General features: G+C 69.9%; 19 protein-coding genes. 3 read left to right on the top strand and 16 right to left on the bottom strand.

The window, feature by feature from the left end:
- Positions 1-166 precede the first annotated feature (166 nt).
- The 8 genes from ACIA77_RS14095 to ACIA77_RS14060 form a co-directional block, all read right to left on the bottom strand.
- The gene (locus ACIA77_RS14095; RefSeq protein ID WP_395886262.1) at positions 167-2,938 is read right to left on the bottom strand and encodes a BTAD domain-containing putative transcriptional regulator; all 2,772 of its coding nucleotides are present in this window, start codon (positions 2,936-2,938) and stop codon (positions 167-169) included.
- Between the two features lie 472 nt (positions 2,939-3,410).
- Positions 3,411-4,313, bottom strand: coding sequence for an ectoine hydroxylase (gene thpD / locus ACIA77_RS14090; RefSeq protein WP_395886261.1), 903 nt, complete (start codon positions 4,311-4,313; stop codon positions 3,411-3,413).
- A 76-nt stretch (positions 4,314-4,389) separates the two neighbouring features.
- Positions 4,390-4,785 carry an ectoine synthase gene (locus ACIA77_RS14085; RefSeq protein WP_395886259.1) on the bottom strand — a complete coding sequence of 132 codons (396 nt, stop codon included), beginning with the start codon at positions 4,783-4,785 and terminating at the stop codon, positions 4,390-4,392.
- A gap of 92 nt (positions 4,786-4,877) precedes the next feature.
- The gene (gene ectB, locus ACIA77_RS14080; RefSeq protein ID WP_395886258.1) at positions 4,878-6,128 is read right to left on the bottom strand and encodes a diaminobutyrate--2-oxoglutarate transaminase; all 1,251 of its coding nucleotides are present in this window, start codon (positions 6,126-6,128) and stop codon (positions 4,878-4,880) included.
- 38 nt (positions 6,129-6,166) lie between these two features.
- The gene (gene ectA, locus ACIA77_RS14075) at positions 6,167-6,670 is read right to left on the bottom strand and encodes a diaminobutyrate acetyltransferase (RefSeq protein WP_395886655.1); all 504 of its coding nucleotides are present in this window, start codon (positions 6,668-6,670) and stop codon (positions 6,167-6,169) included.
- Between the two features lie 429 nt (positions 6,671-7,099).
- Complete coding sequence (locus ACIA77_RS14070; protein WP_395886257.1) at positions 7,100-10,180, bottom strand: patatin-like protein; 3,081 nt, start codon at positions 10,178-10,180, stop codon at positions 7,100-7,102.
- A gap of 49 nt (positions 10,181-10,229) precedes the next feature.
- Positions 10,230-11,474, bottom strand: coding sequence for a DUF445 domain-containing protein (locus tag ACIA77_RS14065; protein ID WP_395886256.1), 1,245 nt, complete (start codon positions 11,472-11,474; stop codon positions 10,230-10,232).
- 1 nt (position 11,475) lies between these two features.
- Positions 11,476-12,267, bottom strand: a complete 792-nt coding sequence (locus ACIA77_RS14060; RefSeq protein WP_395886255.1) for an Abi-alpha family protein — start codon at positions 12,265-12,267, stop codon at positions 11,476-11,478.
- 65 nt (positions 12,268-12,332) lie between these two features.
- Between ACIA77_RS14060 and ACIA77_RS14055 the strand changes: the two genes are divergently transcribed.
- The gene (locus ACIA77_RS14055; RefSeq protein WP_395886254.1) at positions 12,333-13,181 is read left to right on the top strand and encodes a maleylpyruvate isomerase family mycothiol-dependent enzyme; all 849 of its coding nucleotides are present in this window, start codon (positions 12,333-12,335) and stop codon (positions 13,179-13,181) included.
- Positions 13,182-13,303: 122 nt separating this feature from the next.
- On the opposite strand, the gene ACIA77_RS14050 is transcribed toward ACIA77_RS14055, so the two are convergent.
- From ACIA77_RS14050 to ACIA77_RS14035, 4 genes are all read right to left on the bottom strand, one after another.
- Positions 13,304-13,687 carry a lipopolysaccharide assembly LapA domain-containing protein gene (locus ACIA77_RS14050; RefSeq protein ID WP_395886253.1) on the bottom strand — a complete coding sequence of 128 codons (384 nt, stop codon included), beginning with the start codon at positions 13,685-13,687 and terminating at the stop codon, positions 13,304-13,306.
- Between the two features lie 68 nt (positions 13,688-13,755).
- Positions 13,756-14,892, bottom strand: a complete 1,137-nt coding sequence (locus ACIA77_RS14045; RefSeq protein ID WP_395886252.1) for a dipeptidase — start codon at positions 14,890-14,892, stop codon at positions 13,756-13,758.
- Between the two features lie 10 nt (positions 14,893-14,902).
- Positions 14,903-15,508 (bottom strand): alpha/beta hydrolase, encoded by a 606-nt coding sequence (locus ACIA77_RS14040; RefSeq protein WP_395886251.1) that lies wholly within the window; start codon positions 15,506-15,508, stop codon positions 14,903-14,905.
- Positions 15,505-16,470 carry a ring-cleaving dioxygenase gene (locus ACIA77_RS14035; protein ID WP_395886250.1) on the bottom strand — a complete coding sequence of 322 codons (966 nt, stop codon included), beginning with the start codon at positions 16,468-16,470 and terminating at the stop codon, positions 15,505-15,507. Before ACIA77_RS14035 ends, ACIA77_RS14040 begins: the two co-directional genes overlap by 4 nt.
- A gap of 94 nt (positions 16,471-16,564) precedes the next feature.
- On the opposite strand from ACIA77_RS14035, the gene ACIA77_RS14030 reads away from it, so the two are divergent.
- Both ACIA77_RS14030 and ACIA77_RS14025 read left to right on the top strand, forming a co-directional pair.
- A complete protein-coding gene (locus tag ACIA77_RS14030; protein ID WP_395886249.1) occupies positions 16,565-17,017 on the top strand; it encodes a MarR family winged helix-turn-helix transcriptional regulator in 453 nt (150 codons plus the stop codon).
- 47 nt (positions 17,018-17,064) lie between these two features.
- On the top strand, positions 17,065-17,445 hold the full coding sequence (locus ACIA77_RS14025) for a VOC family protein (protein WP_395886248.1): 381 nt from the start codon (positions 17,065-17,067) through the stop codon (positions 17,443-17,445).
- 162 nt (positions 17,446-17,607) lie between these two features.
- Here ACIA77_RS14025 and ACIA77_RS14020 read toward each other — a convergent pair whose 3' ends face one another.
- The 4 genes from ACIA77_RS14020 to boxB all read right to left on the bottom strand — a co-directional run bounded on the left by ACIA77_RS14020 (position 17,608) and on the right by boxB (position 22,097).
- Complete coding sequence (locus ACIA77_RS14020) at positions 17,608-18,102, bottom strand: RNA polymerase sigma factor (RefSeq protein ID WP_395886247.1); 495 nt, start codon at positions 18,100-18,102, stop codon at positions 17,608-17,610.
- 132 nt (positions 18,103-18,234) lie between these two features.
- The gene (locus tag ACIA77_RS14015; protein ID WP_395886246.1) at positions 18,235-19,089 is read right to left on the bottom strand and encodes an amidohydrolase family protein; all 855 of its coding nucleotides are present in this window, start codon (positions 19,087-19,089) and stop codon (positions 18,235-18,237) included.
- Positions 19,090-19,102: 13 nt separating this feature from the next.
- Entirely contained in the window at positions 19,103-20,665 is a 1,563-nt protein-coding gene (locus ACIA77_RS14010) for a benzoate-CoA ligase family protein (protein ID WP_395886245.1), read from the bottom strand.
- Positions 20,666-20,675: 10 nt separating this feature from the next.
- Positions 20,676-22,097, bottom strand: a complete 1,422-nt coding sequence (boxB, locus tag ACIA77_RS14005; RefSeq protein ID WP_395886244.1) for a benzoyl-CoA 2,3-epoxidase subunit BoxB — start codon at positions 22,095-22,097, stop codon at positions 20,676-20,678.

Genomic DNA, 22,097 nt, shown 5'->3' with positions numbered 1-22,097 from the left:
TGCCCCTCCCCTAGGGCTCCCCCGACACCGTCACCGACCCTACGCGGACTCGGCCCCGGGACGCTAAGAAACCACTAAGTATGCCCGGCCAGGGTATCCCCGACCTGCGCAAACGCGGGTGAACATTGTCCAAGAACCCGCTTGCGCAGATCACGCACGGCGATCTTCAGCCGAGCGAATCCGCCTCGGCGCGCACGTCCGCGACCTGCCGCGGGTTCACCCGCTCGTACAACCGCGCCGCCAGCTCGTACTCCTCCCGGGCCGACGCGACCGTCACCGGTGCCAGGCGCAGGATCCGCGCCAGCGTCACACGCAGGATGGCCTCGTGCAGGTCGAACCCGCGGGTGTGCGCCAGCGCGATCCCCTCGCGCGCGTAGCGCGAAGCGGCCGCCGGATCGCCCAGCCGCAGCGACAGTTCGGCCAAGTTGTTGAGGGACACCGTCACGTAGCTGTCGTCCCCGAGCTTGCGGTCGATGGCGAGCGACGCGAGTTCGTGGGCGACCGCTTCCTCCAGCCGGCCCGCGCGTTTCTCCGTCTCCGCGCAGTTGTTGAGGGCCTGGCCGCGCAGTTCGAGGTCGCCGGTGCGCTCGGTTTCGGCGACGGCGTCCAGGAGGCGGGAGATGGCCTGGTCGTGGCGGGATTCGAGCGACAGCATGCTGCCGAGGTGGATGTTGGCCACCGTGACGGAGCGCTTGTCGCCGAGCCGGGCGGCGAGTTCGAGAGCGCGTTCGGCGTCCCCGGGACACAGTGCCGGCAGCTCGAAGGTCAGCGCGATCGCGCAGCGCGAGATGAGCATCCAGCACTGGCCGAGCACCTCACCCGACGCTTCCGCCGCCGCCAGGCCGAGATCCACCATGCGCGTCCACTCGTCGAGCAGCGGGCACACGACGCGGTAGGTGTGCGCGACGCGCGCGAGCCGCCACGTGTCGGTGTAGAGACCGGCGGCGTACGCGGCGTCGAGCAGAGCCAGGACGCTCGCCCACTCCGCCGCGAACCAGTCCTGGGCCTCGTCGAACGCGTGGAAGACCGGCAGCGCGTCGGCCGGCATGAGGTCCGTCAGGTCGAGCGGGTCGACGATCCGCAGCATCCGCCGCCGCGCCGTGTCGGAGGCGGCTTGGTAGAACCGCACCGCGCGCGAGAGCACCGCGGCGTGCGCGGCACCGTCCAGTTCGGACTCCGCGAGCTCGCGCAGGTACAGCCGCACGAGGTCGTGGGGCGCGAAGACGTCGCGGGCGGTCTCGGTGAGCAGGTTGTGCGCCGCGAGGGTGCGCAGCGCGCGACGGGCCTGGACCACTGGTACGCCCGCCACCGCGGCGGCCAGGTGCGGGCCGACCTGCCGCACGGGCAACGCGCCCAGCCGCAGCAGCAGATCGGCCACCGGCGGCGCCAGCCCCCGGAACGACACGTCGAACGCGGCGCGCACACCGCCGTCGGCACCGTCGGCGCCGTCGACCTCCAGTGCCGCCAGACGGGTGCGTTCGTTGCCCAGTTCGTCCACCAGGTCCTGCGTGGTCCACTGTGGACTCGCGGACAGGCGTGCACCCGCGATCCGCAGCGCCAGCGGCAAGTACCCGCACAGCCGCGCCAGCGCGTGGTTGAGGTCGAAGTCCGCGGGCCCGGCCAGCTCCTCGATCACCCGCACGGCGTCCGCGGGTGCCAGCGTGCCGAGCACGCGCAACCGGGCCGCGTTGGACACCGCCAGGCCCTCGAGTTTCGACCGGCTGGTCACCACGGTCATGGACCGCGAGCTCGGCGGCAGCAGTGGCCGCACCTGCTCGGCCGAACGCGCGTCGTCGAGCAGCACGAGCAGCCGGCGGTCCGCGATGAGCGAGCGGTACAGCGCGACGCGTTCGTGCAGCCGGTCGGGCACCTCACCCGTCGGGACGCCGAGGCCGAGCAGGAACTGCGTGAGCAGGTCCGCCGGCTCCAGCGGGGCGTGCCGCGGGTCGAAGCCGTGCAGGGATGCGAACAGCACGCCGTCGGGGAAGCGCGCGGCCGCGCGGTGGGCCCACCACACCACGAGCGCGCTCTTGCCGACGCCCGCCGTTCCCGACACCACCGCGACGGTGCTCTCGCCCGTCTCCGCCAGCTCGTCGAGCCACGCCAGCTCGGCCTCCCGGCCGGCCAGCGACGGCACCGCGGCCGGCAACTGTGAAGGCGCTTTCCCCGAATCGTCCGGACCTGTCGCGACCACGTCCAGGTCGTCGTTCAGCACGCGCTCGTGCAGCGACCGCAGGTCGCCGCCGGGCTCGACGCCCAGCGTCCGCAGCGTCGCGCGCGAGACGGTGCGGTACAGCTCGAGCGCGTCGCCGCGCCGGCCCGCGTGGTACAGCGCGCGCATGAGCTGCCCGGCCGTGCGCTCGGCCAGCGGGTCGGCTCGCACGAGCGGGCTCAGCTCCACGATCAGCTCGGCGTGGCGCCCCAGCTCCAGGTCGGCGTCCACGCGCGCGCCGTGGATCGCCAGGCGCAGGTCTTCCAGCTCGGGCGCGCGCACGGAGTCGGGCACCCCGGCCAGCGCCGGTCCCTGCCACAGCGCCAGAGCCTCGCCCAGCAGCGCCGAGGAGCGCTCCGGCGCCTCCAGCACGGCCCGGTCGAGCAGCGCCCGCGCGCGGTGCGCGTCGATGCGGCCGGGATCGACCGCCAGCTGGTACCCCGGCGGGCTCGTCAGGATCTCGGCCACGGCCGCACCGCCCATGTCACGCAGCACGCGGCGCAAGTGGGAGACGTTGCCGTGCACGATCGTCCGCGCGGTGGCGGGCGGGTCGTGGCTCCACAACGCGTCGATGATCTCCTCGAGCGGCACGACCTTCCCGACGCGCAGCGCCAGCAGCGCGAGGAGGCCCTTCACGCCCGGACCCCCGATGGAAACCGCACGTGCACCGTCGAGCAGCTTCACCGGGCCGAGCAGCTGCACGTGCGCGCCCGAGAATTCGCCCATGCCGGCGCGCACCTCCCGTCCCGGCGTCTCCCCCGCCAGAAAGGCACAACCTACCGTGATCGAGAGCTGACAGATACAACTCTTTCGTGAACTCCACCCGCCGGACACCAGCACGTAAGCCGGTGTTTCACCGGTTGTGCACACGGTTTTCCCCAGCGAGCAGTGGCCGTAGCCCGAATGCCGTAACGGGATCACCCTCCGGCACAAACGAATCCGGCCCCGCACCATCAGTCCCGATCTGATGGTGCGGGGCCGGACTCGGTGACGTCGACTGGGCCGCCAGGGGGCGCGGTCCACCCGACCTCATAGCTGTCCCGGCGGGACGGGTGGGCTCACCCCGAGCGAAGAACCCGGACTGCCGCGGACAGCTGCTCCGCGGCGGACCCGAAGGGTCCCGACGGAGTGGCGACAAAGTAACAGGGTGCGCATCCTCCGCTACGGGCGACCCGCCCGGACGATGTCGTAACGCTGGTCACCGTCGCACCGGGGTGCTGTCGCGGCCGGCGATGAACGACGGCCGCGGCTCGCTCGCGGCGAACGGCGCGCCCAGCGCGTTCTCGACGCTGTTGAACACCAGGAAGATGTTCGACCGCGGGTACGGCGTGATGTTGTTCGACGAGCCGTGCATGACGTTGGAGTCGAACCACAGCGCCGAACCGGCCGTGCCGGTGAACTGGTCGATGCCGCACTCGGCCGCCATCTTCGTGATGTCGTCCTCGGTCGGGACACCGACGCGCTGGTCCTTCAGCGAGCTCTTGTAGTTGTCGTCCGGCGTCTCGCCGACGCACTGCACGAACGTGCGCTGCGAGCCCGGCATCACCATCAGGCCGCCGTTGAACGCGTAGTTGTCCGTGAGCGCGATCGAGCAGCTGACGGCCCGCGGCGTCGGCATGCCGTCCTCGGCGTGCCAGGTCTCGAAATCCGAGTGCCAGTAGAACCCCGTGCCCTTGAAGCCCGGCATGTAGTTCACCCGGCTCTGGTGGATGTACACGTCGGACGCGAGGATCTGCTGGGCCCGGTCGAGGATCCGCGGATCCTTGACCAGCTCGGCGATGAGGTCCGAGATCACGTGCACGTCGAAGATCGACCGGACCTCGCCCGTCTTCGCCTCGGTGATCACCCGCTCGTCGGCTCGCAGCCCCCGGTCGGAGGACAGCCGCACGAGCTCCTGCCAGTACGTCTGGACCTCACCGGGCGAGAGCAGGCCTTCGTCGATCGTGTACCCGCGGGCCTCGTGGTTGGCCAGCGTGGCGGCGTCGATCGGGCCGTCTGCCTCGGTGCCCCACACCGTGGGGTGCACGCGCGGAAGGTGCTCCGGGGTACCGGTGATCCGCGTCGGATAACTGTCTCCGACCCGGGTGTCCATGAGCGTCACAGTGGCTCGCCTCCTGGTTTCTAACGTTCTTTCTCGTCGGGGTGTGGTGGTGGCAGCGGGCGGTCGCCGGGAGGGCTCAGGCGGTTTCTTCGGTCACGAGCGGGTACACGCCGTTCTCGTCGTGCACTTCCTTGCCGGTAACCGGCGGGTTGAACACACACACGCACTTGATCTCGGTCTTGGGCCGTACTTGGTGCTTGTCGTGCTTGTTCAGCAGGTAGAGGGTGCCCGGCTTGAGCGGGTACACCTCGCCCGTCGCCTTGTCCTCCACCTCGCCCTCACCGGAGGTGATGAAAACGGCCTCGATGTGGTTTGCGTACCAGAAGTCGTTCACCGTGCCCGCGTACAGCGTGGTTTCGTGCACCGAAAAGCCTACGCCTTCTTTGGCGAGGATGATGCGCTTGCTCCGCCAGTTGGGCGTCTTGATGTCAGCGTCGGTGTCGGTGACTTCGTCGAGCGTACGGACCAGCAAAGGTCGCTCCTTGTCTTCTCAGGACAGAACTTTTTCAGCCCAGGACTTTCGGGGCCGGCAGTGATCTTCCGGCCGGTTCGAGTCCGAAGTGGCTACTTCAGGACGGCCGCGATGGACTCGTCGATGATCGACAGGCCCTGCGTCAGCTCGTCGTCGGTGAGGGTCAGCGGCGGCAGCAGTTTCATGACTTCGCCGTCGGGGCCCGAAGTTTCCATCAGCAGGCCGCGTTCGAAGGCAGCCTTGCACACGGCTCCGGCGAGGTCGCCGCTCGCGAACTCGATGCCCCGCGCGAGACCGCGGCCCTTGGCGAGCAGGTTCGCCTCGGGGTAGGCCTCGACGATGTCCTTGAAGGCACCGGCGATGCGCTCACCCTTGGCCTTGGTGGACTTTTCGAGTTCGTCGTCGCTCCAGTACTCCTTGATCGCCTCGGTGGCGGTCACGAACGCGGGGCTGATGCCGCGGAACGTGCCGTTGTGCTCACCGGGCTCCCACACGTCGAGCTCCGGTTTGATGAGCGTGAGCGCCATCGGGATGCCGTATCCGGAGATGGACTTCGACAGGCAGACGATGTCGGGCTTGATGCCCGCTTCCTCGAAGCTGAAGAACGGGCCGGTGCGGCCGCAGCCCATCTGCACGTCGTCGAGGATGAGCAGGATGCCGTGGTTCTGGCACAGCTCCGACAGGCCCCTGAGCCAGGCGGTGCGCGCCGCGTTGATGCCACCCTCGCCCTGCACGCCCTCGACGATCACGGCGGCCGGCTCGTTGAGGCCGCTGCCGGAGTCTTCGAGCAGCTTCTCGAAGTACAGGAAGTCGGGGATCGTGCCGTCGAAGTAGCGGTCGTACGGCATCGGCGTCGCGTGCACGAGCGGGATGCCCGCCCCGCCGCGCTTCATCGAGTTGCCGGTGACCGACAGCGCGCCCAGCGTCATGCCGTGGAACGCGTTGGTGAAGTTGATGACCGATTCCTTGCCGGTCACCTTGCGGGCCAGCTTGAGCGCGGCTTCCACCGCGTTGGCGCCACCGGGACCGGGGAAGACGATCTTGTAGTCGAGCTCGCGCGGCCCGAGGATCTTCCCCTGGAAGGTCTCCAGGAAGTCGCGCTTGGCGACGGTGAACATGTCGAGCGCGTGCGTGACGCCGTCGCGCTGGATGTAGTCGATCAGCGCGGCCTTGAGCTTCGGGTTGTTGTGGCCGTAGTTCAGCGCACCGGCACCGGCGAAGAAATCGAGGTAGGGCTTGCCGTCCTCGCTGTACAGCCGGCTCCCCTGAGCGCGGTCGAACACGACCGGCCAGCCCCTGCTGTAACTGCGGACTTCCGATTCGAGCTCTTCGAAGATGCTCATGACTTTTCTCTGCTCCTACTCGCCCCGAAATTGACGCGTTATTGACGGACCAACGGTCCGATGCGGTAAAGGTCTTCGGGCTCGTGCCCGCCTTCGCCGTCTTCCGGGAAATCTACGGTTTCGAACAGTCTGCTGCGGTCCAACGAAGCGTTCCACCGCTTCGCGAACGACGCGAACAGGCGGATCGAAGCTTCGTTGTCGGGGGTGATCGTGGTTTCGAGGTACCGCACCCCGTTGTCGACCAAGCGGGAATACAGGGCGTCGAGCAGTTGCCCGGCCAGGCCTTTCCCGCGCTGTGAAGCGTCGACTGCGACTTGCCACACGAGCGCGACGTCGGGCTCGGTCGGCCTCCGGTAGGCGATCACGAACCCCACCACCGCACCGTCGACTCGGGCGACCACCGAACTCTCCGCGAAATCGCGGCACCACAGCAGGTACGCATACGGAGAGTTGAGATCGAGCTTCTGCGAATCACGCGCGATTCGCCAGAGGGCGGCGCCATCGGCCTTGGTCGGGGATTCGATCAAGTGCTTTCCGGACATACTCAGGAAACGTAACAGAGAATTTTCTTCCTGCCAGCGACGCACACCACGCCCACCTCCCTCACCTGCGGCAACGCGAACCGTCCGGTGAGCAGGCCCACAAACACGTTTCATCCGCGCCCGCACGGGGCATACGCGCGCCTGGACCGCCCACCTCGGTGAGCGGCCTCCGGAGAGGTTCGCACTTCCGACGATGACGCCTCACGGGGCTCCGCGCAACGCGGACGCCGCGTTTCCCCGGTCAGGCGGCGCGTCCTGACCTGGGCCTTCGACTTCCACCGTGACGTGCCGAACCCGCTGGGTGATCAACGCGGGCGTCCCGAAGACCGGTGCGGACCAGCGGATTTCCGGCTGCGGGGCACCTCGGCCGGCCGCGTCGGCCAATACCACCCGGTATGAACTTTTCACTTCGCCACAATTGACGCTCGGTCAGCTCCCGGTCGTCGTCGCGCCGGCCGCGCGGGTCCGCCGCTTCGCGGGCCGCCGGGAGCGGTTCCGGCGTCGCAATGCCGCGACCGGGGTCCACACCGCGGGGAGCACCAGCAGCAGCACCACCAGCAGCCACCACACCGGCGCCTCCCCGTGCTGCCAGCCGGTGACGAGCGTGCCGAGCAAGCCGAAGAGCGGCACCGCCAGTACGGGCAGGAAGGCGGCGAAGAGCAACGCCAGCGCCACGAGCACGCACAGCAGTGTGAGCAGCATCCGCCACGTGCGCTTGAGCGTCAGCAGGCTCACCACGAGGAACACGACCGCGCCCGCGGCAACCGGCGGGCCGACCCACTGCAGGACCTGGCCGCCGTTGCCGCCGAGGACGAGACCGGCGACGGCGGTCACGGCGGCGGCGATGAGGTTCCACGGGCGCCCCAGCCGCGTCGCGCCCTGCGTGACCCACCAGGCGCTGCGGCCGGTGGCCTGCGCGACCTTGGCGGCCGGTTGCAGCGACGCCGGCACGCGGGTGGCGCTCGCGGCGGCGTTGACGCCCGTCGCGCCGGCTTTCACCAGCGTCTTGGTCAGCAGCATCGTGCCGCGTTCGCCGTCGAAACGTTCGGCCGAGACCTGGCAGGCTTGGAACGCACGCTGCGTCGCGGCGGCGTCCGCGGGCGGCGTGGCCATCACCTTGCGGAACGCCTCGGACGGTTTGCCGTTGCCCAGCGCCGCGTCGGCCGCGGCCTGCTCCGCGACGACCGGCAGCTCCTCCTGCGCGATCTCCAGCTGACGGGCCCGCGCGAGCACCATGGACGTCATCGGCAGGCTGGTCGGCAGCTCGTCGGTGAACGCGACGTCGCCCAGCTGAGCGTCCAGGCCCAGAAACCCGAGCTCCTCGCCCACCTGCGCCACCAGCGCCTCGACGTCCGCGGCCGGCACGTTGTCCGCGACGCTCGGCAGCTGCCAGCCGACGGCCTTGAACGCCTCTCGCACCTCGTCGCGGAACGCCTCCGCGCCGAGTACGTTGCGCAGCACCCGCAGCCGGTGCGGGTCCAGCAGGCACTGCACGAGCCAGCCGGCACCGTCGATGCGGCCCCACAGCCAGTCGTTCGCGCGCCACGAAGCCTTGTAGAACGCGCCGAAGAAGTCCGCCTGCAGGCCCGTGAGCTTGTCCCAGGCGCGCTGCCGGCTCAGATCGAGCAGCGTGCGCGTGTCCGCGCTGACCTGCACGAGATCCACGCGCTGGTCCACCGACGGCGGTTGCGAGAGCAGGCCGCGGGTCGCGACGTGCAGCAGGAGCAGCTTCGACAGCAACGCCTGCTCGGAGACTTCCGGCTCGGACAGGCCGAACCACTCGAGCAACGTCGAGACCGCGTCGGCCGCGTTGCCCACGGCCTGGCCCAGGTCGGCCGGCAGCTCGCTCCCGTCGTTGCCGCGCACCCCGCCGGTCTTCGCCATCAGCGCTTTGTCCGACGGCTCGGCCAAGAGCTCCCTCAGCACCGGCGCCGCGTCCCGCAACGCCGAGGTGAGGAGCGACCACGCCTGCACCAGTGCGTCCGACTTGCCCAGCCGCGCCCACTCCTGCGCCAGCTGGGTGACCCAATCGGGCAACGACGTGCCGTCGGCCGGCGGCTCGTGCCGCGCCACCCACGGACCGAGGCGGACTCCGCGGGCGGCCTTGTGCCGAGCCGCGTGCAGCCGGGCCCGGACGTCGTTCAGCTTCGCCGCCTGCCGCTGATCCGGGAACAGGTGGAACGCGGCGTTCAGCAGTTGCAGGCCGGCCGCAACGGAATCGTCGAGTGCCGTGGTGCGGTACGCCTCGAGCTCCTCGGCCCGGCACAGCGCGCCGGGGGCCTGGTCCGGCATCCCGTTGCGGAGTCCGAGCGAAGCGATCTGCTGCAGGTCCTGGGACCTGCCGGTCGCCCACTGCGTCCGCGGAGCCGCCGAACCCGACAGCGCGTAGTACCTCGTGGCCGTGCGCACCAGCTCGGCCGCGTCTTCGGCCACCCGCCGCTCGAGGTAAGCCGCCATCACCCGGTCGTCGACCAGCGCCCCGCTCTTGAGTCCGAGTGCGGCGAGCGAAACCCGGGTGTTCCGCGTGGCGGAGACGGCGAAGTTGTGCTCGGTCAGCTCCTGGAGGTCGGCGCTGATCGTCTGGTTGATCACGGTCGAAGCGATGCGGGCCAGCCCGGTGCCCAGCAACGGCGGACTCGCCGGGTCGACGGGGAGCACCGCTTCCTCGCGCTCGACGGTGGGCACGACGTACAGCAACAGCCGGCGGACGTCCTCCACCGACGAACGCTCGAAGATCTCCCGCATCGCCGGGCGCAGCGGTTTGTTCACGAGCATGCCGCCATCGGTGAGCCAGTGCGACCGCGTGAGCTCGGTGTAGTCGGTCATGTCGGGGTGGAGCCGGTCGGCGACCTCGCTCCCGACGGGCAGCCGGGACAGCTCGAACGCGCCGGGGAACGACGCCGTGGACCGCGCCGCGAGCGCCAGCGGCGCGGGCACCGTGTTGTTCCACAGTGGACCTTCGAACCGGAACAACATGCGGTGTTCGTTGTCGCGCACCAGGTTTCCGAGCGCGTCGCTGTAGCGGACGGTCTCGCCGTCGAGCATCGTGGCGGGCATCAGCAGGGTGACGTCCGGAGGTTCCACGGGTGTCGCACCCGAGGCGGTGATCGCGCGCAACGCCCCTTCGAGATCACCGAGCAGGCGGTCACCGTCGAGCAGCGACCGCGGCTGCTTCTCGTTGGGGTCGCGGATCAGGTTCTCCAGCGAAACCGAGGACAGCAGCGCGTCGCGCAACGGTTGCGGCGAGGACTTGAAGGCTTCCGCGAGCCCGAGTCCCGCCGCGCCGATGCCGCCGGCGCTCGTGCCCGTGAGCACGTCGACGCGCACCTTGGCCCGCAACAGGTCCAGCAGCTTCCGATACCCGCTGGTGCCGGTCTCGGACCTCGACGCCCGCGTCAGCGCCGACGTCTCCGTGGCCACCCCGCTCATCCAGACGGCCAGGCTCGCGCCCCCGACCATCGTCATCGCGAGCCGGATCTCCTGCGGCCACGGGGCCGCTCCCTCAGTCATGCCGCACCCCTCGACGTCCTGTCCCGACGGCAGCACAGTAGCGGGGTGATCAAGAAGCGAGGTGTTCGAGCAGCAGAACTTGGCCCTCTCCTACCAAAAAACCGAGTACAGCGCCCGTCGCGATGAGGATCCACTCGTCCTGCTGGAACGCGGGGCGCAGCAATTGCTCGAACTCCTCGGGCGAGAGTTCTTTCATCTTGGTGACCAGCACGTTGCGGATGTCCATCGCGTCGGTGGCGTAATCCTCGATGTAGCGCATCGTCTCGGGCAGGCGCGCCATGATCTGCTCGGAGATCGCGAACTTCACGTCCTGGTAGCGGCGGCTGCCGATGGCGAACACCAGCAACGGTTTCGCGACGTTCGCGGCGCGGCCGATCTCCACGTCGAGCTGGCGCTGGATGAGCGCGAGCACGCGGTCGGAAAGCGGACCGCGCAGGATGGCCTCGATGACGTTGTGCGGCGTGATGATCTCCTTGGCGATCAACGCGCCGTACGATTCCGCCACCTCCGCGCGCCGCTTGAGGAACAGGCCCTGCCACTGCACGCCGAAGTACCGCTTGGGCTCCAGCGGGTAGAAGATCATGCGCAGCGCCAGCCAGTCGGTGAACCAGCCGGTGAAGAGACCGAAGATCGGCATGATCGGCGGGAACTTGAACAGCACCCACGCGATCATCTGGATCACGCCGATCAGCCCGCCGAACGCCAGGCCCGACCGGGCGATGAACTTGAACTCCTGCGCTCCCGCCTCCTGGAAGATCCGGTTGAGCAGGCGTTTGTCCTTCACCAGGCTCGTGACGACCATGCCCTTGAGGTCGAACACGCTGTCCACATCGGACTTGATGAGCTCCAGCACGGCCTTGACCATGTGCGGCGATTCGGTCTGCACGCGCTGGATCACCAGCCGCTGCACCCCCACCGGCAGCGACTCCCACAGGCCCGGCTGGTAGTGGCCCGCGACCTCGCGCACGATGTCCTCGACCGCCGCCTGCAACGGTTTCTCGATCTCCCGCGCGATCCGGTCGGCGTCCAGCCGCGCGACGATCTCGGCCGGTTTGATCAGCTGCTCGGTCATCGTGTCGCACGCGATGCTCGCCATCCGCGCGGCGCGCTTGGGCACGATGCCCTGCCAGCCGAGGAACGGCTTGATCCCGAGGAACTCCACGGGCTGGAACATCATCCGGATCGCGACGAGCTTCGTGCCGTACCCGATGAGCGCGGCGACGACGGGGATCGTGACGTAGAGCGGCCAGTGGCGGACGAAGTCGTCGACGACGCCGGCGAGGAAGGCGCCCACGCTAACCCAAGCTCGGGTCGCAGGCCTGCCAGAACTGCGCGCCGAGCCGGGAGATGTGCACGGTCCGGCGGATCACCTTCACCCGCTTCACCTGCTTCTCCACCTCGCGCACGGTCTCGTCGGTCAGCAGGATCTCGTACTGGGTCTCGAGCGCGGGCACCTCTTCGTCGAGGTCGACGAGGCCGAGCCCGATCAGCCGCGTGACGTAGCCGGGCACCTGGTCGGGCAGCGACACCCCGGCCGCCTTGCCGACCGTCGACGCGTTGCGCAGCACGATCCGGCCGGTGGCGCCGAGGTTCGTGCGCTCAGCGACGTCGACGGTGGGGAACGGCGAACCGTCGGACAGCGCGGCGAGGATGCGCGCCTCGTCGGGGGTGAGCTGGCGCAGGATGATCGCGTAGAGGTACTCGCGGGCCCGGTCGCGGCCGAAGCCGATGGAGTGGTTGAGCAGCTCGGCCATCGCGGCGCGCAGCGGCTCTTCGTGCTGACGCGCCGGCACGAGGGTCACGGTCGACTCGACCACGCGGCCGTTGACCTCGCCGCGGTTCATGGCCGACGCCGCGGTGAGCGCCGCGTGGTACGGGTCGTCGACCTCGTCGAGGCGGCGGCGCAGCTCGCTCAGCAGGGTGCGCTCGACCTGCCGGATTCCGCGCTCCGCGGTGTCGACGCCGGGCAGCTTGCGCGTGAGCCCGAAGCCGGCGCGCGCGGCCCAGCCGGCCAGCTGCCCCGCGCGGCGGGCCACGGTGGCCACGTCGTCCACCGGGGTCCGGCCGTTCGGTCGCTGACTGTCCACAGGCGTGTCCTCCTCGTGTTCCGCGCTGATGCTACCTGCGGGTAGGCAATCTGGCGTGGTGTTGGATGACGCCCATGACCGCGACGCTCTGGGGACCGCCGATCGACGTCCTCCCGCTGTTCGCCCGCGAGGAACAAGCCCTGGTCAGCGTGCTCACGGACCTCGACGCGGACCAGTGGGCCGCACCGACCGCGTGCCCCGGCTGGAGCGTCCACGACCTCGTCGCCCACGTCCTGGGCGGCAAGCTCGGCCGGCTCTCCCGAGACCGCGACGGTTACGAGGCGACCTCGCCCGCGCCGGGCGAGCCGTTCCCCGCGTTCATCCACCGGATCAACGACGAGTGGGTGCGCGCGTGCCGGCGCCTGTCGCCGGAGGTGCTGTTCGCGATGGTCGTGGACAGCACGGCGCAGCTCACCGAGATGTGGAAGCGCCAGGACCTCGACGAACTCGGCGGGCCCGTCACGTGGGCGGGTCCCGCACCGGCGCCGCGGTGGCTCGACGTGGCGCGCGAGTACACGGAGCTGTGGGTGCACCAGCAGCAGATCCGCGAAGCCGTGGGCGCGCCACTGCTCGACGACCCCGAGTTCCGCGCGCCGGTGGTGGACACCTTCATGCGCGCGCTGCCGCACACCTTGCGCGACGTCACGGCGCGCAGCGGCCGGCAGATCGGCTACACCGTCACGGGCCCGGGCGGCGGCCGGTGGACCGCTCGCGCCGCGGACGGCGGCTGGACGCTCGACCGCGGGGCGCCGTCGTCGCGCGCACCGCTCGCGTCGGTGACCACCGACGCCGACACGTTCTGGCGGCTGTGCGTGCGCATGGTGAAGCCCGCGGACGTGGCGGGTCGCGTCTCCGCGAAGGGCGACGAAAGCGTTTGCGCGGCGGTGCTCGAGATGGTGTCCGTCATCGCGTGACCACGGCGTTCGGTGGCGCGCAAGCGTTTGCGGCGACCGGGGCTGCCCCGTCGGACACAGGTGTCACCGGTGGATGTCGCACCGCCGGCTTCGGCGCGCGACATTCACCGGTCCGGACCCCGTCACTTCTGCAGGCGCTTGGACTGCTTCTTCAGCTGGAAGATCCGGGCCCCGCCGACCAGGGCGATCACGATCATGCCGCCGAGCGCCGCCAGCAGCATCGCGATGCCGAGCGGCAGGCTGCCCGACATGCCGAGGAAGTGCACCGTCACGCTGTCCAGGTTCTGCAGGATGAACACCAGCAAGAACGCCAGCAGCACGATGGCGACGACCGCCGCGATCCAGGCACCGCTGACGCGCGTGGGGCGCTTCCCGGTCTTGGTCGGCGTGGTCGTGCCACCCGGCTGAGTCGGAATCGGCTCGGTCCCGGGCACCTGGACACCCGGCACCTCGGGGGTCCCGGAGCCGGTCGCTCCGGTGGTGTGCTCACTTCGTGCGTGGGACATGCCCCGATTGTCCGCCCCGACCCGCGCGAACGCCGGTTCTGGAACCCTAACGGGTGAGTACCGGTCTTTCAGCGCTTGGCGTCGACGTCCCGCAGCACGCGCAGCGCATTGCGGCCGGCGAGCTTCGCGCAGTCCTCGTCGCTCCAGCCGCGGTCCAGCAGCGCGGCGAACAGCACCGGGTACTTCGACACGTCCTCCAGGCCCTCCGGTAGCGAGGCGACGCCGTCGTAGTCGCCGCCGAGGCCGATGTGGTCGACACCGGCGACTTCCCGCGCGTGCTCGACGTGCGCGACGACGTCGGCGACCGTCGCCTTGGGCTTCGCCGGGCCGCCCCACGTCTCGGCGAAGCGGTTGCGCTGGCCCAGGTTGCGGAACTCCTGGCCCGCGGCCGCCATCGCGGCCTTGAGCTCCTCGTCCCACGCGGCGACGGCGGGCGAGATGAAGGCGGGCACGAACGTCATCATGGCGACGCCGCCGTTGCCGGGCAGCTGCGCGAGGACGTCGTCGGGGATGTTGCGCGGGTGGTCGTTGACCGCGATGCACGACGAGTGGCTGAAGATCACCGGCACGCTGGAAACCTCGAGCGCGGCGCGCATGGTGCTCGGCGCGACGTGCGAGAGGTCGACCAGCATGCCGATCTCGTTCATCGTGCGCACGACCTCGCGGCCGAAGTCGGTGAGCCCGCCGTGCGCGGGTTCGTCGGTGCCGGAATCGGCCCACGTGGTGTTGAAGTTGTGCGTCAGCGTCAGGTACCGGACGCCGAGGCGGCGCAGGATCCGCAGCACGCCGAGGGATTCGGCGATGCTGTGGCCGCCTTCGGCGCCGAGCAGCGACGCGATCCGGCCGTCGGCGAACGCGGCCTCGGCTTCGTCGGCCGTGGTCACGATGCGCAGGCGGTCGGGGTAGCGCTCGGCGAGCTGGTACACGACCTCGATCTGCTCCAGCACGGCCGTGACCGCGCTGTCGCCCTCGAACTGGCACGGCACGTAGACCGACCAGAACTGCATGCCGAGCTTTCCGTCGGCCAGCTTGGGGAAATCGGTGTGCAGTGACGGCTGGCGCACGGTGAGGTCGAGCGCCGCGGCCGCGGCCGCGGGGTCGGGTCCACCCTGCTTCCGCAGCTCCCACGGGAGGTCGTTGTGCCCGTCGGACAGGATCGTCTTGCTCAGCAGGTTCGTCGCGCGCTCGAGTGCCCCGGAAGTCATGGGCTCGACCCTAGCGAGCGAGCCACTCCCGGGCCGCGCGGACGCCGTCGAGCGTGATCTGGTGCCCGCCGGGCTGGCGGTGGATCGTCACGTCCGCGTGGCGTTCCTCCAGCAGCCGGATGTACTCCTCCGTCGAGGGCAGCGGGGCCATCGGGTCCTGCTCGCCGTTGGAGAGGAACACGCGCGAGCCCGACAGGTCGAACTCGGGCGGCTGCGGAACCGGGGACATGCCGGAGAACAGCGCGGCTTCCTTCAGGACTTCGGGCCGCAGCAACGTGACGGCAGCGGCGATGTTGGCGCCGTTGGAGAAGCCGACGGCCACGAGCCGGCGATCACCCAGGCCGTACTCCTGGCGCGCCCACTCGACGAAGTCGGCGAGTTCGCCGGCGCGCTTAACCACGTCCGCGTGGTCGAACACGCCCTCGGCGAGCCGGCGGAACCACCGCGCCGCACCGAATTCGGACACCGGCCCGGCCGGGGCGAGCGTCGCCGAGCCGGGGCTCAGCTCGCGCGCCAGGCCGAGGAGGTCGTCGGGGCCGCCGCCGGTGCCGTGCAACAGCAGCAGCACGGGCTTCGTCGCGTCGCCTTCGGCGTACTTGTGCTCGAGCGTGCTCATGCCAGCTCCGGGTTGTTCTCGGTGGGGAGGTTGAGCTTCGGGAGCATGTGCCGGATCTCGTCGCGGCGCGGTTCGAGCCACGGCGGCAGCTTCAGCGCGCGGCCGAGTTCGAGCAGCGGCTCGTCGATCGCGAAGCCGGGCGCGTCCGTGGCCACTTCGAGCAGAGTGCCGCCGGGTTCACGGAAGTAGATGGAGCGGAAGTACTGCCGGTCCAAAATGGACGTCACGTGCACTCCCTTGTCCACCAGCTCTTCCCGCCACGCGGCCTGCGTCGGCTCGTCGGGCGCGCGCCACGCGACGTGGTGCACGGTGCCGGTGGCCACGAGTCCACGCGGGACTTCCGGCGTCACCAGGACGTCGACGTACGCACCGGGGCCGCCCGCGCCGGCTTCGAAGCGGAAGCGGTTTTCTTCCTGGCTGCGGAAGGAAAGTCCCAGCCCGTCGGTGAACATGCCGGCCGTCGCGTCCTCTTCGGACACCGAGAGCGTGACGGAGTGCAGGCCGCGGATGGCGTTCTCCGCCGGCACGAGCTTCGTGTCCCACGGGTCGCGCGGGTCGCCCTGCGGGTGCGCGACGAGCGCGATCTGCAGGCCGTCGGGGTCGCGGAAGGTCAGCGTCTCTTCGTTGTCCGCGTTGCGGATCTTGCTGGTTTCGACGCCCTGTTCCTTGAGGTGCTGCTGCCACCAGCCGAGCGAGGTCTCCGGGACGGAGAACGCCGTGGTGGTCGCCTGGCCCGTGCCGAGGCGGCCGCTGGGCGCGTCGGGCCACGGGAAGAAGGTCATGAGCGAGCCGGGTTTGCCGGACTGGTCGCCGTAGTAGAGGTGGTAGGTGCCCGGGTCGTCGAAGTTGACGGTGGTCTTCACCAGCCGCAGCCCCAGGGTCCGGGAGTAGAAGTCGACGTTGCGCTGCGGGTTGCCGCCGATGGCGGTGACGTGGTGCAGCCCGCTGGTCTTGATGGACATCAGGTCTCCTCGGGTGCTGTTGCTCAACGCTAACCCGCAAAACCTCTCGCGCGCAAGATATATTCCGGTGAGACTGTGGGGTAGCCTGTGGCCCGTGACACCTGACCCGCGCACGGACGACGACGAGATCGTGACCTGGTGGGGCCTCGTCATCGAGGGCTACCTGGCCACCCAGGACACGCTGATGGGCGAGATCGCCGACCGCTTCGGCCTGGCGCCCGCGTCGTTCGACATCCTGCTGAGGCTCGTGCGATCGCCCGACCACCGCATGCCGATGACCCGTCTGGCCACCGAGGCCGCGCTGTCCAGCGGCGGTTTCACGAAGGTGGCCGACCGGCTCGTCGCCGCGGACCTCATCTGCCGCATCCCGAGCCCGGACGACCGGCGCGTCACGTTCGCGTCGCTGACCGAGCACGGCTTGGACGTCGCGCTGAAAGCCCGGTCGGCGTGTGCGGAGATCCTGCGCCGCATCGTTCTGACGCCCCTGGGCGAAGACGCCGCGTCGCTGGCGTCGGCCATGCGGACCCTGCGTTCGGTCAACGGCTGAAAAACGGGCACTACCGGCGTTTTACCTGGTCGGCGCATGCTTTTGACATGCTCACCGACTCGACCATCACGACCATGCTCCCGGTGAACGACGCCAACCGCGCCGCCCACTTCTACTCGGACGCCCTCGGCCTCGCCCCCGTCACCACCGGCGAGGACGGCACCCAGTACTTCGCGGCCGGCGCCGGCACCATCGGCCTGCGCCCCATGCCCCCGGGGTCGCAGAGCCCCAACACGGCCCTGAGCTTCGAAGTGACCGACCTGCGGGCCGAGATGTCCGCCCTGGAGAACCGCGGCGTGGAGTTCCAGGACGTCGACGTGGAGGGCCTCAAGACCGTCGACCACATCGCCGAGGTGGGAAAAGAACGGGCGGCGTGGTTCTCGGATTCGGAGGGGAACGTGCTCTGCCTCCACGAGATCAGGGGCTGACGACGGTCTGCTGATTAGCGGATCCCGCTGATTCCGCTGAGCGGCTGTTGTCCGCCGGCCGGCGGATCCCGCTGATTCCACTGAGCCGCTGTTTTCCGCTGCTTGGCGGTTTTCCGCTGATCGGCAGCGCTTGCTGCGCGTCTCACCGGGTTCGTCCGCTGCTCAGGGATAGCTGTACCCCTGCGCAGTGAGCCGATACCTGAGCACCGCCAGGCACCGGCTCCTCAACTTGCCCAGACTGCTCGGCGACACACCCAACTCGGCCGCCACTTCCCGAGCCGACAGCTCCGGCCGGTGCGCCAGCAACCACATCAACCGCCGATGCCGATCCGGCAACCCCTCCACCGTGCGCCACAACGCGGCCGCCAGATCCCCGCGCACCGCCACCGCCTCCGGCGACTCGGCCGCACCGTCGGCCGCCAAATCCATCCCGGCGCCCCGCGCCTGCCGCCGCACCGACCGAATCGCGTGCCGCCGCGCGACTGTCGACAACCAGGCACCGAGCCGCGACCGATCCCGCACCCCGACGGGCCGCCCCAGGAACTCCACCCACGCCGCCTGGCACGCGTCCTCCGCCTCACCCCGCAACCCCGGATCGGCGGCCACCACTCGCACGACCAGCTCCGAAAGCCGCCGTAGCTCCCCGTTGTCGGCCATGCCCACGTCCTTTCGTCCGCAACGCAGACGACGCGCGCACCCTCGCCGGATCCCCTTGCCCCGACACGCCGCCGAATCGGGCGAAAAGATGTATCCGCAGGCAGACGAGCTGCACCGGGTGAAGCGAGGGACCTACTTCAGCCCCGGCATCAGCTTCAGCGCGTTGCCCGCCAGCACGTCGCCCAGGGTGTCCTCCGGGAGGCCCAGCCCGGCGATCGCGCGGACGTTCGTGGCGGTCCCCGGGACGCCCGGCCAGTCGGTGCCGAAGATCCACTTGCGGGCCAGCCGGGAGAGGTCGAAGCGGGCGTAGTAGTCCGGGAGTTTCTTGGGTGGCAGGCCGGCCAGGTCGAGCCAGACGTTGGGGCGCGCTTGGGCCATGAAGGCCGCGATGTCGTACCACCAGCCGCGGCCGCCGTGGGCGAAGACGAAGTTCACGGACGGGAAGTCTTCGACGACGTCGGAGAGCAGGGCCGGGTCGCCGAAGCTGGCGCGGGAGCCGGGGAACACGGACCAGCCCGAGTGCAGGATGACGGGTACGCCGAGGGAGGCGCAGAGCTCGTAGACGGGGTACAGCTCCTTGTCCGCGGGCGAAAAACACCCGTGGACGGGGTGGATCTTCAAGGCCACCGCGCCCAGGTCGAGCTGGCGCTGGACCTCGTCGCGCAGCGGGTGGTGCAGGTGCGGGTTCACGTTGGCCACCAGGCGGAACCGGGTGGGGTTGTACGCGACCAGCGGCAGGTTGTCCTCGATCGGCTGGATGCCGGTGGCGCGCGGGCTGTACTCGCAGAACAGCAGCACCCGGTCGACGCCCTCGGCTTCCATCAGCTCGTCCATCGCGGCGGGAATCACCGACCCGGCGTCGTCATACACCGTGCGCCACGGGTACGCCCCGGCGAAGTCGTGGGCCCAGTCCTTCCACGCCTGCTTCACGGTGGGGATCCGGGGGGTGTGGACGTGGGCGTCCACCACGAAACGGCCGTCGATCATGCCGATCAGTCGATCACGGTTTCGCCGGAACCGGCAGCAGCGACTCGCGCACCAGGTCGCGAATCACGTTGCGGCGGATCTTGCCCGTCGCCGTCTTCGGCAGCTCCGGCAGCTCCACCACGCCGCGCGGGCGTTTGAACGCGGCGAGCCCGGCGCGGCAGAACTCGATCAGCTCGTCCGGCTCCACCGCGAACCCGGGCGCCGCGACGACGCACGCCACCGGCTTGTCCAGTCCGTCCGAGTCCGGCGCGGCCACCACGGCCACCTCGGCGACGGACGGGTGCTGCAGGAGTCGTTCCTCCACTTCGGACGGTGACACCCAGATCCCGCCCGCCTTCAGCATGTCGCCGAAGCGGCCGAGGCAGGTGAACGTGCCGTCGTCGTTGCGCACGTAGCTGTCGCCGGTGCGCAGCCATTCCCCTTGGAACACGCGTTTCGTGGTCTCGTACCGCGCCCAGTAGCCCATCGCCGTCGACGGGCCCGCCACGAACAGCTCACCCGGCTGCCCGGCACCCTCGATCAGCGCGCCGTGTTCGTCGCGGATCTCCACGGCGTAGCCGGGCACGGCCGTGCCCGTGCTGCCCGGCCGGATCGCGCCCGGCCGGTTGGACAGGAAGATGTGCAACGCTTCAGTGGACCCGATCCCGTCGAGGATCTCGACGCCGAACCGGTCGCGGAAGCGGGTGAAGATCGAGGCGGGCAACGGTTCCCCGGCCGACACGCCGTAGCGCACCGACTCGAACGAATCGTCCGGCACGTCGCTGGCCAGCACGGCGGCGAAGAACGTCGGCACCCCGAAGAACAACGTCGGCTTGTCGGCCCGGGCGCGGGCGGCGAACAGCGCGGGCGTCGGCCGCGCCGGCTCCAGCAGCGTCGTGCCGCCGGCGGCGAGCGGGAAGAACGCCGAGTTCCCCAGCCCGTAGGCGAAGAACAGCTTCGGCACGGACAGGAACCGGTCGGCGGGCGACGTCGCCAGGATCTCGCGCGCGTACGTCTCGCACACCGCGCGGATGCTCGCGTGCCGGTGCATCGCGCCCTTCGGCCGGCCCGTCGTGCCCGACGTGTACAGCCACAGCGCGGGCGAATCCTCCCACGTACGAGCGGGTTCGAGGTCCGGATCGTCCACAGTGGTCACCGCCGACCATGCGTGGGTCGCGACGCCCGGCGGGAACTCCGCCGCGTCCGCGCGGTCGAGCAGCACGTCCGTGACCTCCGGAGCGGCCGACAGCGCCGCCACCGCCTGCCCGGCGAACTCACCCGACACGCACAGCACGCGCGCCCGCGAGTCGGCGAGCACCTTGCCCAGCTCGAGACCGGTGACCATCGTGGACACCGGCACGGCGACGGCACCCGCGAGCATCGCGCCGAGGATGCCGGTGAGCAGCTCGACGTCGTCGACCATGCAGAACATCACGCGTTCCTCGGGGCGCACGCCCAGGGACCGCAGTCCCGACGCGACCCGGTGGGCCTCGTCGGTCAGCTCGGCGTAGCTCAGGGTCCGCCGCGCGGAGACGACGGCGGGTGCGCCGGGACGCCCCTGGGCCAGCAGGTACTCGGCCGCGTTGAACCCGCTCATGGGGCCCCCTCTAGGTGAGGTGCACGTACTCGTAGTCGAACGGCTTGCCGTTGATGCCCTGCCGCGGCGGCGCGACCCAGCTCGCGATCTTCCCCCGCTGGTACACGGGCTGCATGAGCGAGCGGACGAAGGTCAGGTCCTCTGCGGTCGGCAACCAGCGCTGCCGGTTCGCCTCCCACGTCGCCTCGTCGACGATGTTGCCGTCGGGAGTGATGTGGTGGCCGGAGTTTATGCCGACCTCGCGGTTGAAACCAGGGTGCGGCAGCTTGAACCGGAAGTCGATGTCCGCGTCGGCGAGGATCTTGTTCCAGCGGTTGACACCCGTCTGGCAGTCGGCGGTGTACTCGCCGCGCAGGTCGAGGTTCAGCAGCAGGATCGCCTGCAGTTCGTCGCTCGACCACGTGCCGTCCTCGTTGGGCCGGTCGAGTTCGCGGGCGTCTTCGGTGAGCTTGTGGTCGTCCTTGCGGCGGGTCTCCTGCCAGCGGCCCTTGAGGCCCGCCGTGTAGTAGTTCGCCGCGTTCGTGGAGGTCTCGCTGCCGAACAGGTCGAGCGACACGGTGTAGTGGAAGTTCAGGTACCGCTGCATGACGTCGAGCGGGATGCCGCCGTGCGAGCCGATCTCCATCGTGTCGTGCTCGCGGATCAGCTCGGCCGAGCGCTGCACCACGCGGTCGACACCCGTGGTGCCGACGAACATGTGGTGCGCCTCTTCCTTGAGCATGAACTCGCACGTGCGCGAGAGCGGGTCGAACGAGCTCTCCTTCAGCGTCCCGAGCTGGTACTTCCCGTCCCGGTCGGTGAAGTAGGTGAACATGTAGAAGGCCAGCCAGTCGGCCGTCTCCTCGTTGAACGCGCCGAGGATGCGCGGCGCGTCGGGGCTGCCGGAGTTGCGCAGCAGCAGGCCCTCGGCCTCCTCGCGGCCTTCCCGGCCGAAGTACGCGTGCAACAGGTACACCATCGCCCAGAGGTGACGGCCCTCTTCGACGTTGACCTGGAACAGGTTCCGCAGGTCGTACAGGCTGGGCGCGGTCAGGCCGAGCAACCGCTGCTGCTCGACCGACGCCGGCTCCGTGTCGCCCTGGATCACGATCAGCCGCTGCAGGTCCGCGCGGTACTCACCCGGCACCTGCTGCCACACGGGCTCGCCCGCGTGCTCACCGAACGCGATTCGGCGATCGCGGTCGCGCTCGGCGAGGAAGATGCCCCACCGGTAGTCCGGCACGTTCACGTGGTCGAAGTGCGCCCAGCCCTCCCGGCCGACGCTCACCGCCGTGCGCAGGTAGACGCCGTGCGTCTCGAGGGTGGGGCCCATCTCGCCCCACCAGTTCATGAACTTGGGCTGCCAGCCCTCCAGTGCCCGCTGCAACCGCCGGTCGTCGCGGAGGTTGACGTTGTTCGGGATCTTGGCGTCGTAGTCGATCCGCTCGGGCAT

Origin of the sequence: Amycolatopsis sp. NPDC051903, assembly GCF_044452505.1 — a bacterium.
Taxonomy (GTDB): Bacteria; Actinomycetota; Actinomycetes; order Mycobacteriales; family Pseudonocardiaceae; genus Amycolatopsis.
Note: the sequence above shows the minus strand (reverse complement) of the source record. Positions and strands in the feature narration are given on the sequence as shown.

Bases quoted from the DNA above. Each gene is read 5' to 3' on its own strand.
- ACIA77_RS14095 (WP_395886262.1), bottom strand. From the start codon at position 2,938: ATGGGCGAATTCTCGGGCGCGCACGTGCAGCTGCTCGGCCCGGTGAAG.
- ectB (WP_395886258.1), bottom strand. From the start codon at position 6,128: ATGAGCATCTTCGAAGAGCTCGAATCGGAAGTCCGCAGTTACAGCAGG.
- ectA (WP_395886655.1), bottom strand. From the start codon at position 6,670: ATGTCCGGAAAGCACTTGATCGAATCCCCGACCAAGGCCGATGGCGCC.
- ACIA77_RS14070 (WP_395886257.1), bottom strand. From the start codon at position 10,180: ATGACTGAGGGAGCGGCCCCGTGGCCGCAGGAGATCCGGCTCGCGATG.
- ACIA77_RS14055 (WP_395886254.1), top strand. From the start codon at position 12,333: ATGACGCCCATGACCGCGACGCTCTGGGGACCGCCGATCGACGTCCTC.
- ACIA77_RS14050 (WP_395886253.1), bottom strand. From the start codon at position 13,687: ATGTCCCACGCACGAAGTGAGCACACCACCGGAGCGACCGGCTCCGGG.
- ACIA77_RS14045 (WP_395886252.1), bottom strand. From the start codon at position 14,892: ATGACTTCCGGGGCACTCGAGCGCGCGACGAACCTGCTGAGCAAGACG.
- ACIA77_RS14040 (WP_395886251.1), bottom strand. From the start codon at position 15,508: ATGAGCACGCTCGAGCACAAGTACGCCGAAGGCGACGCGACGAAGCCC.
- ACIA77_RS14035 (WP_395886250.1), bottom strand. From the start codon at position 16,470: ATGTCCATCAAGACCAGCGGGCTGCACCACGTCACCGCCATCGGCGGC.
- ACIA77_RS14025 (WP_395886248.1), top strand. From the start codon at position 17,065: ATGCTCACCGACTCGACCATCACGACCATGCTCCCGGTGAACGACGCC.
- ACIA77_RS14020 (WP_395886247.1), bottom strand. From the start codon at position 18,102: ATGGCCGACAACGGGGAGCTACGGCGGCTTTCGGAGCTGGTCGTGCGA.
- ACIA77_RS14015 (WP_395886246.1), bottom strand. From the start codon at position 19,089: ATGATCGACGGCCGTTTCGTGGTGGACGCCCACGTCCACACCCCCCGG.
- ACIA77_RS14010 (WP_395886245.1), bottom strand. From the start codon at position 20,665: ATGAGCGGGTTCAACGCGGCCGAGTACCTGCTGGCCCAGGGGCGTCCC.
- boxB (WP_395886244.1), bottom strand. From the start codon at position 22,097: ATGCCCGAGCGGATCGACTACGACGCCAAGATCCCGAACAACGTCAAC.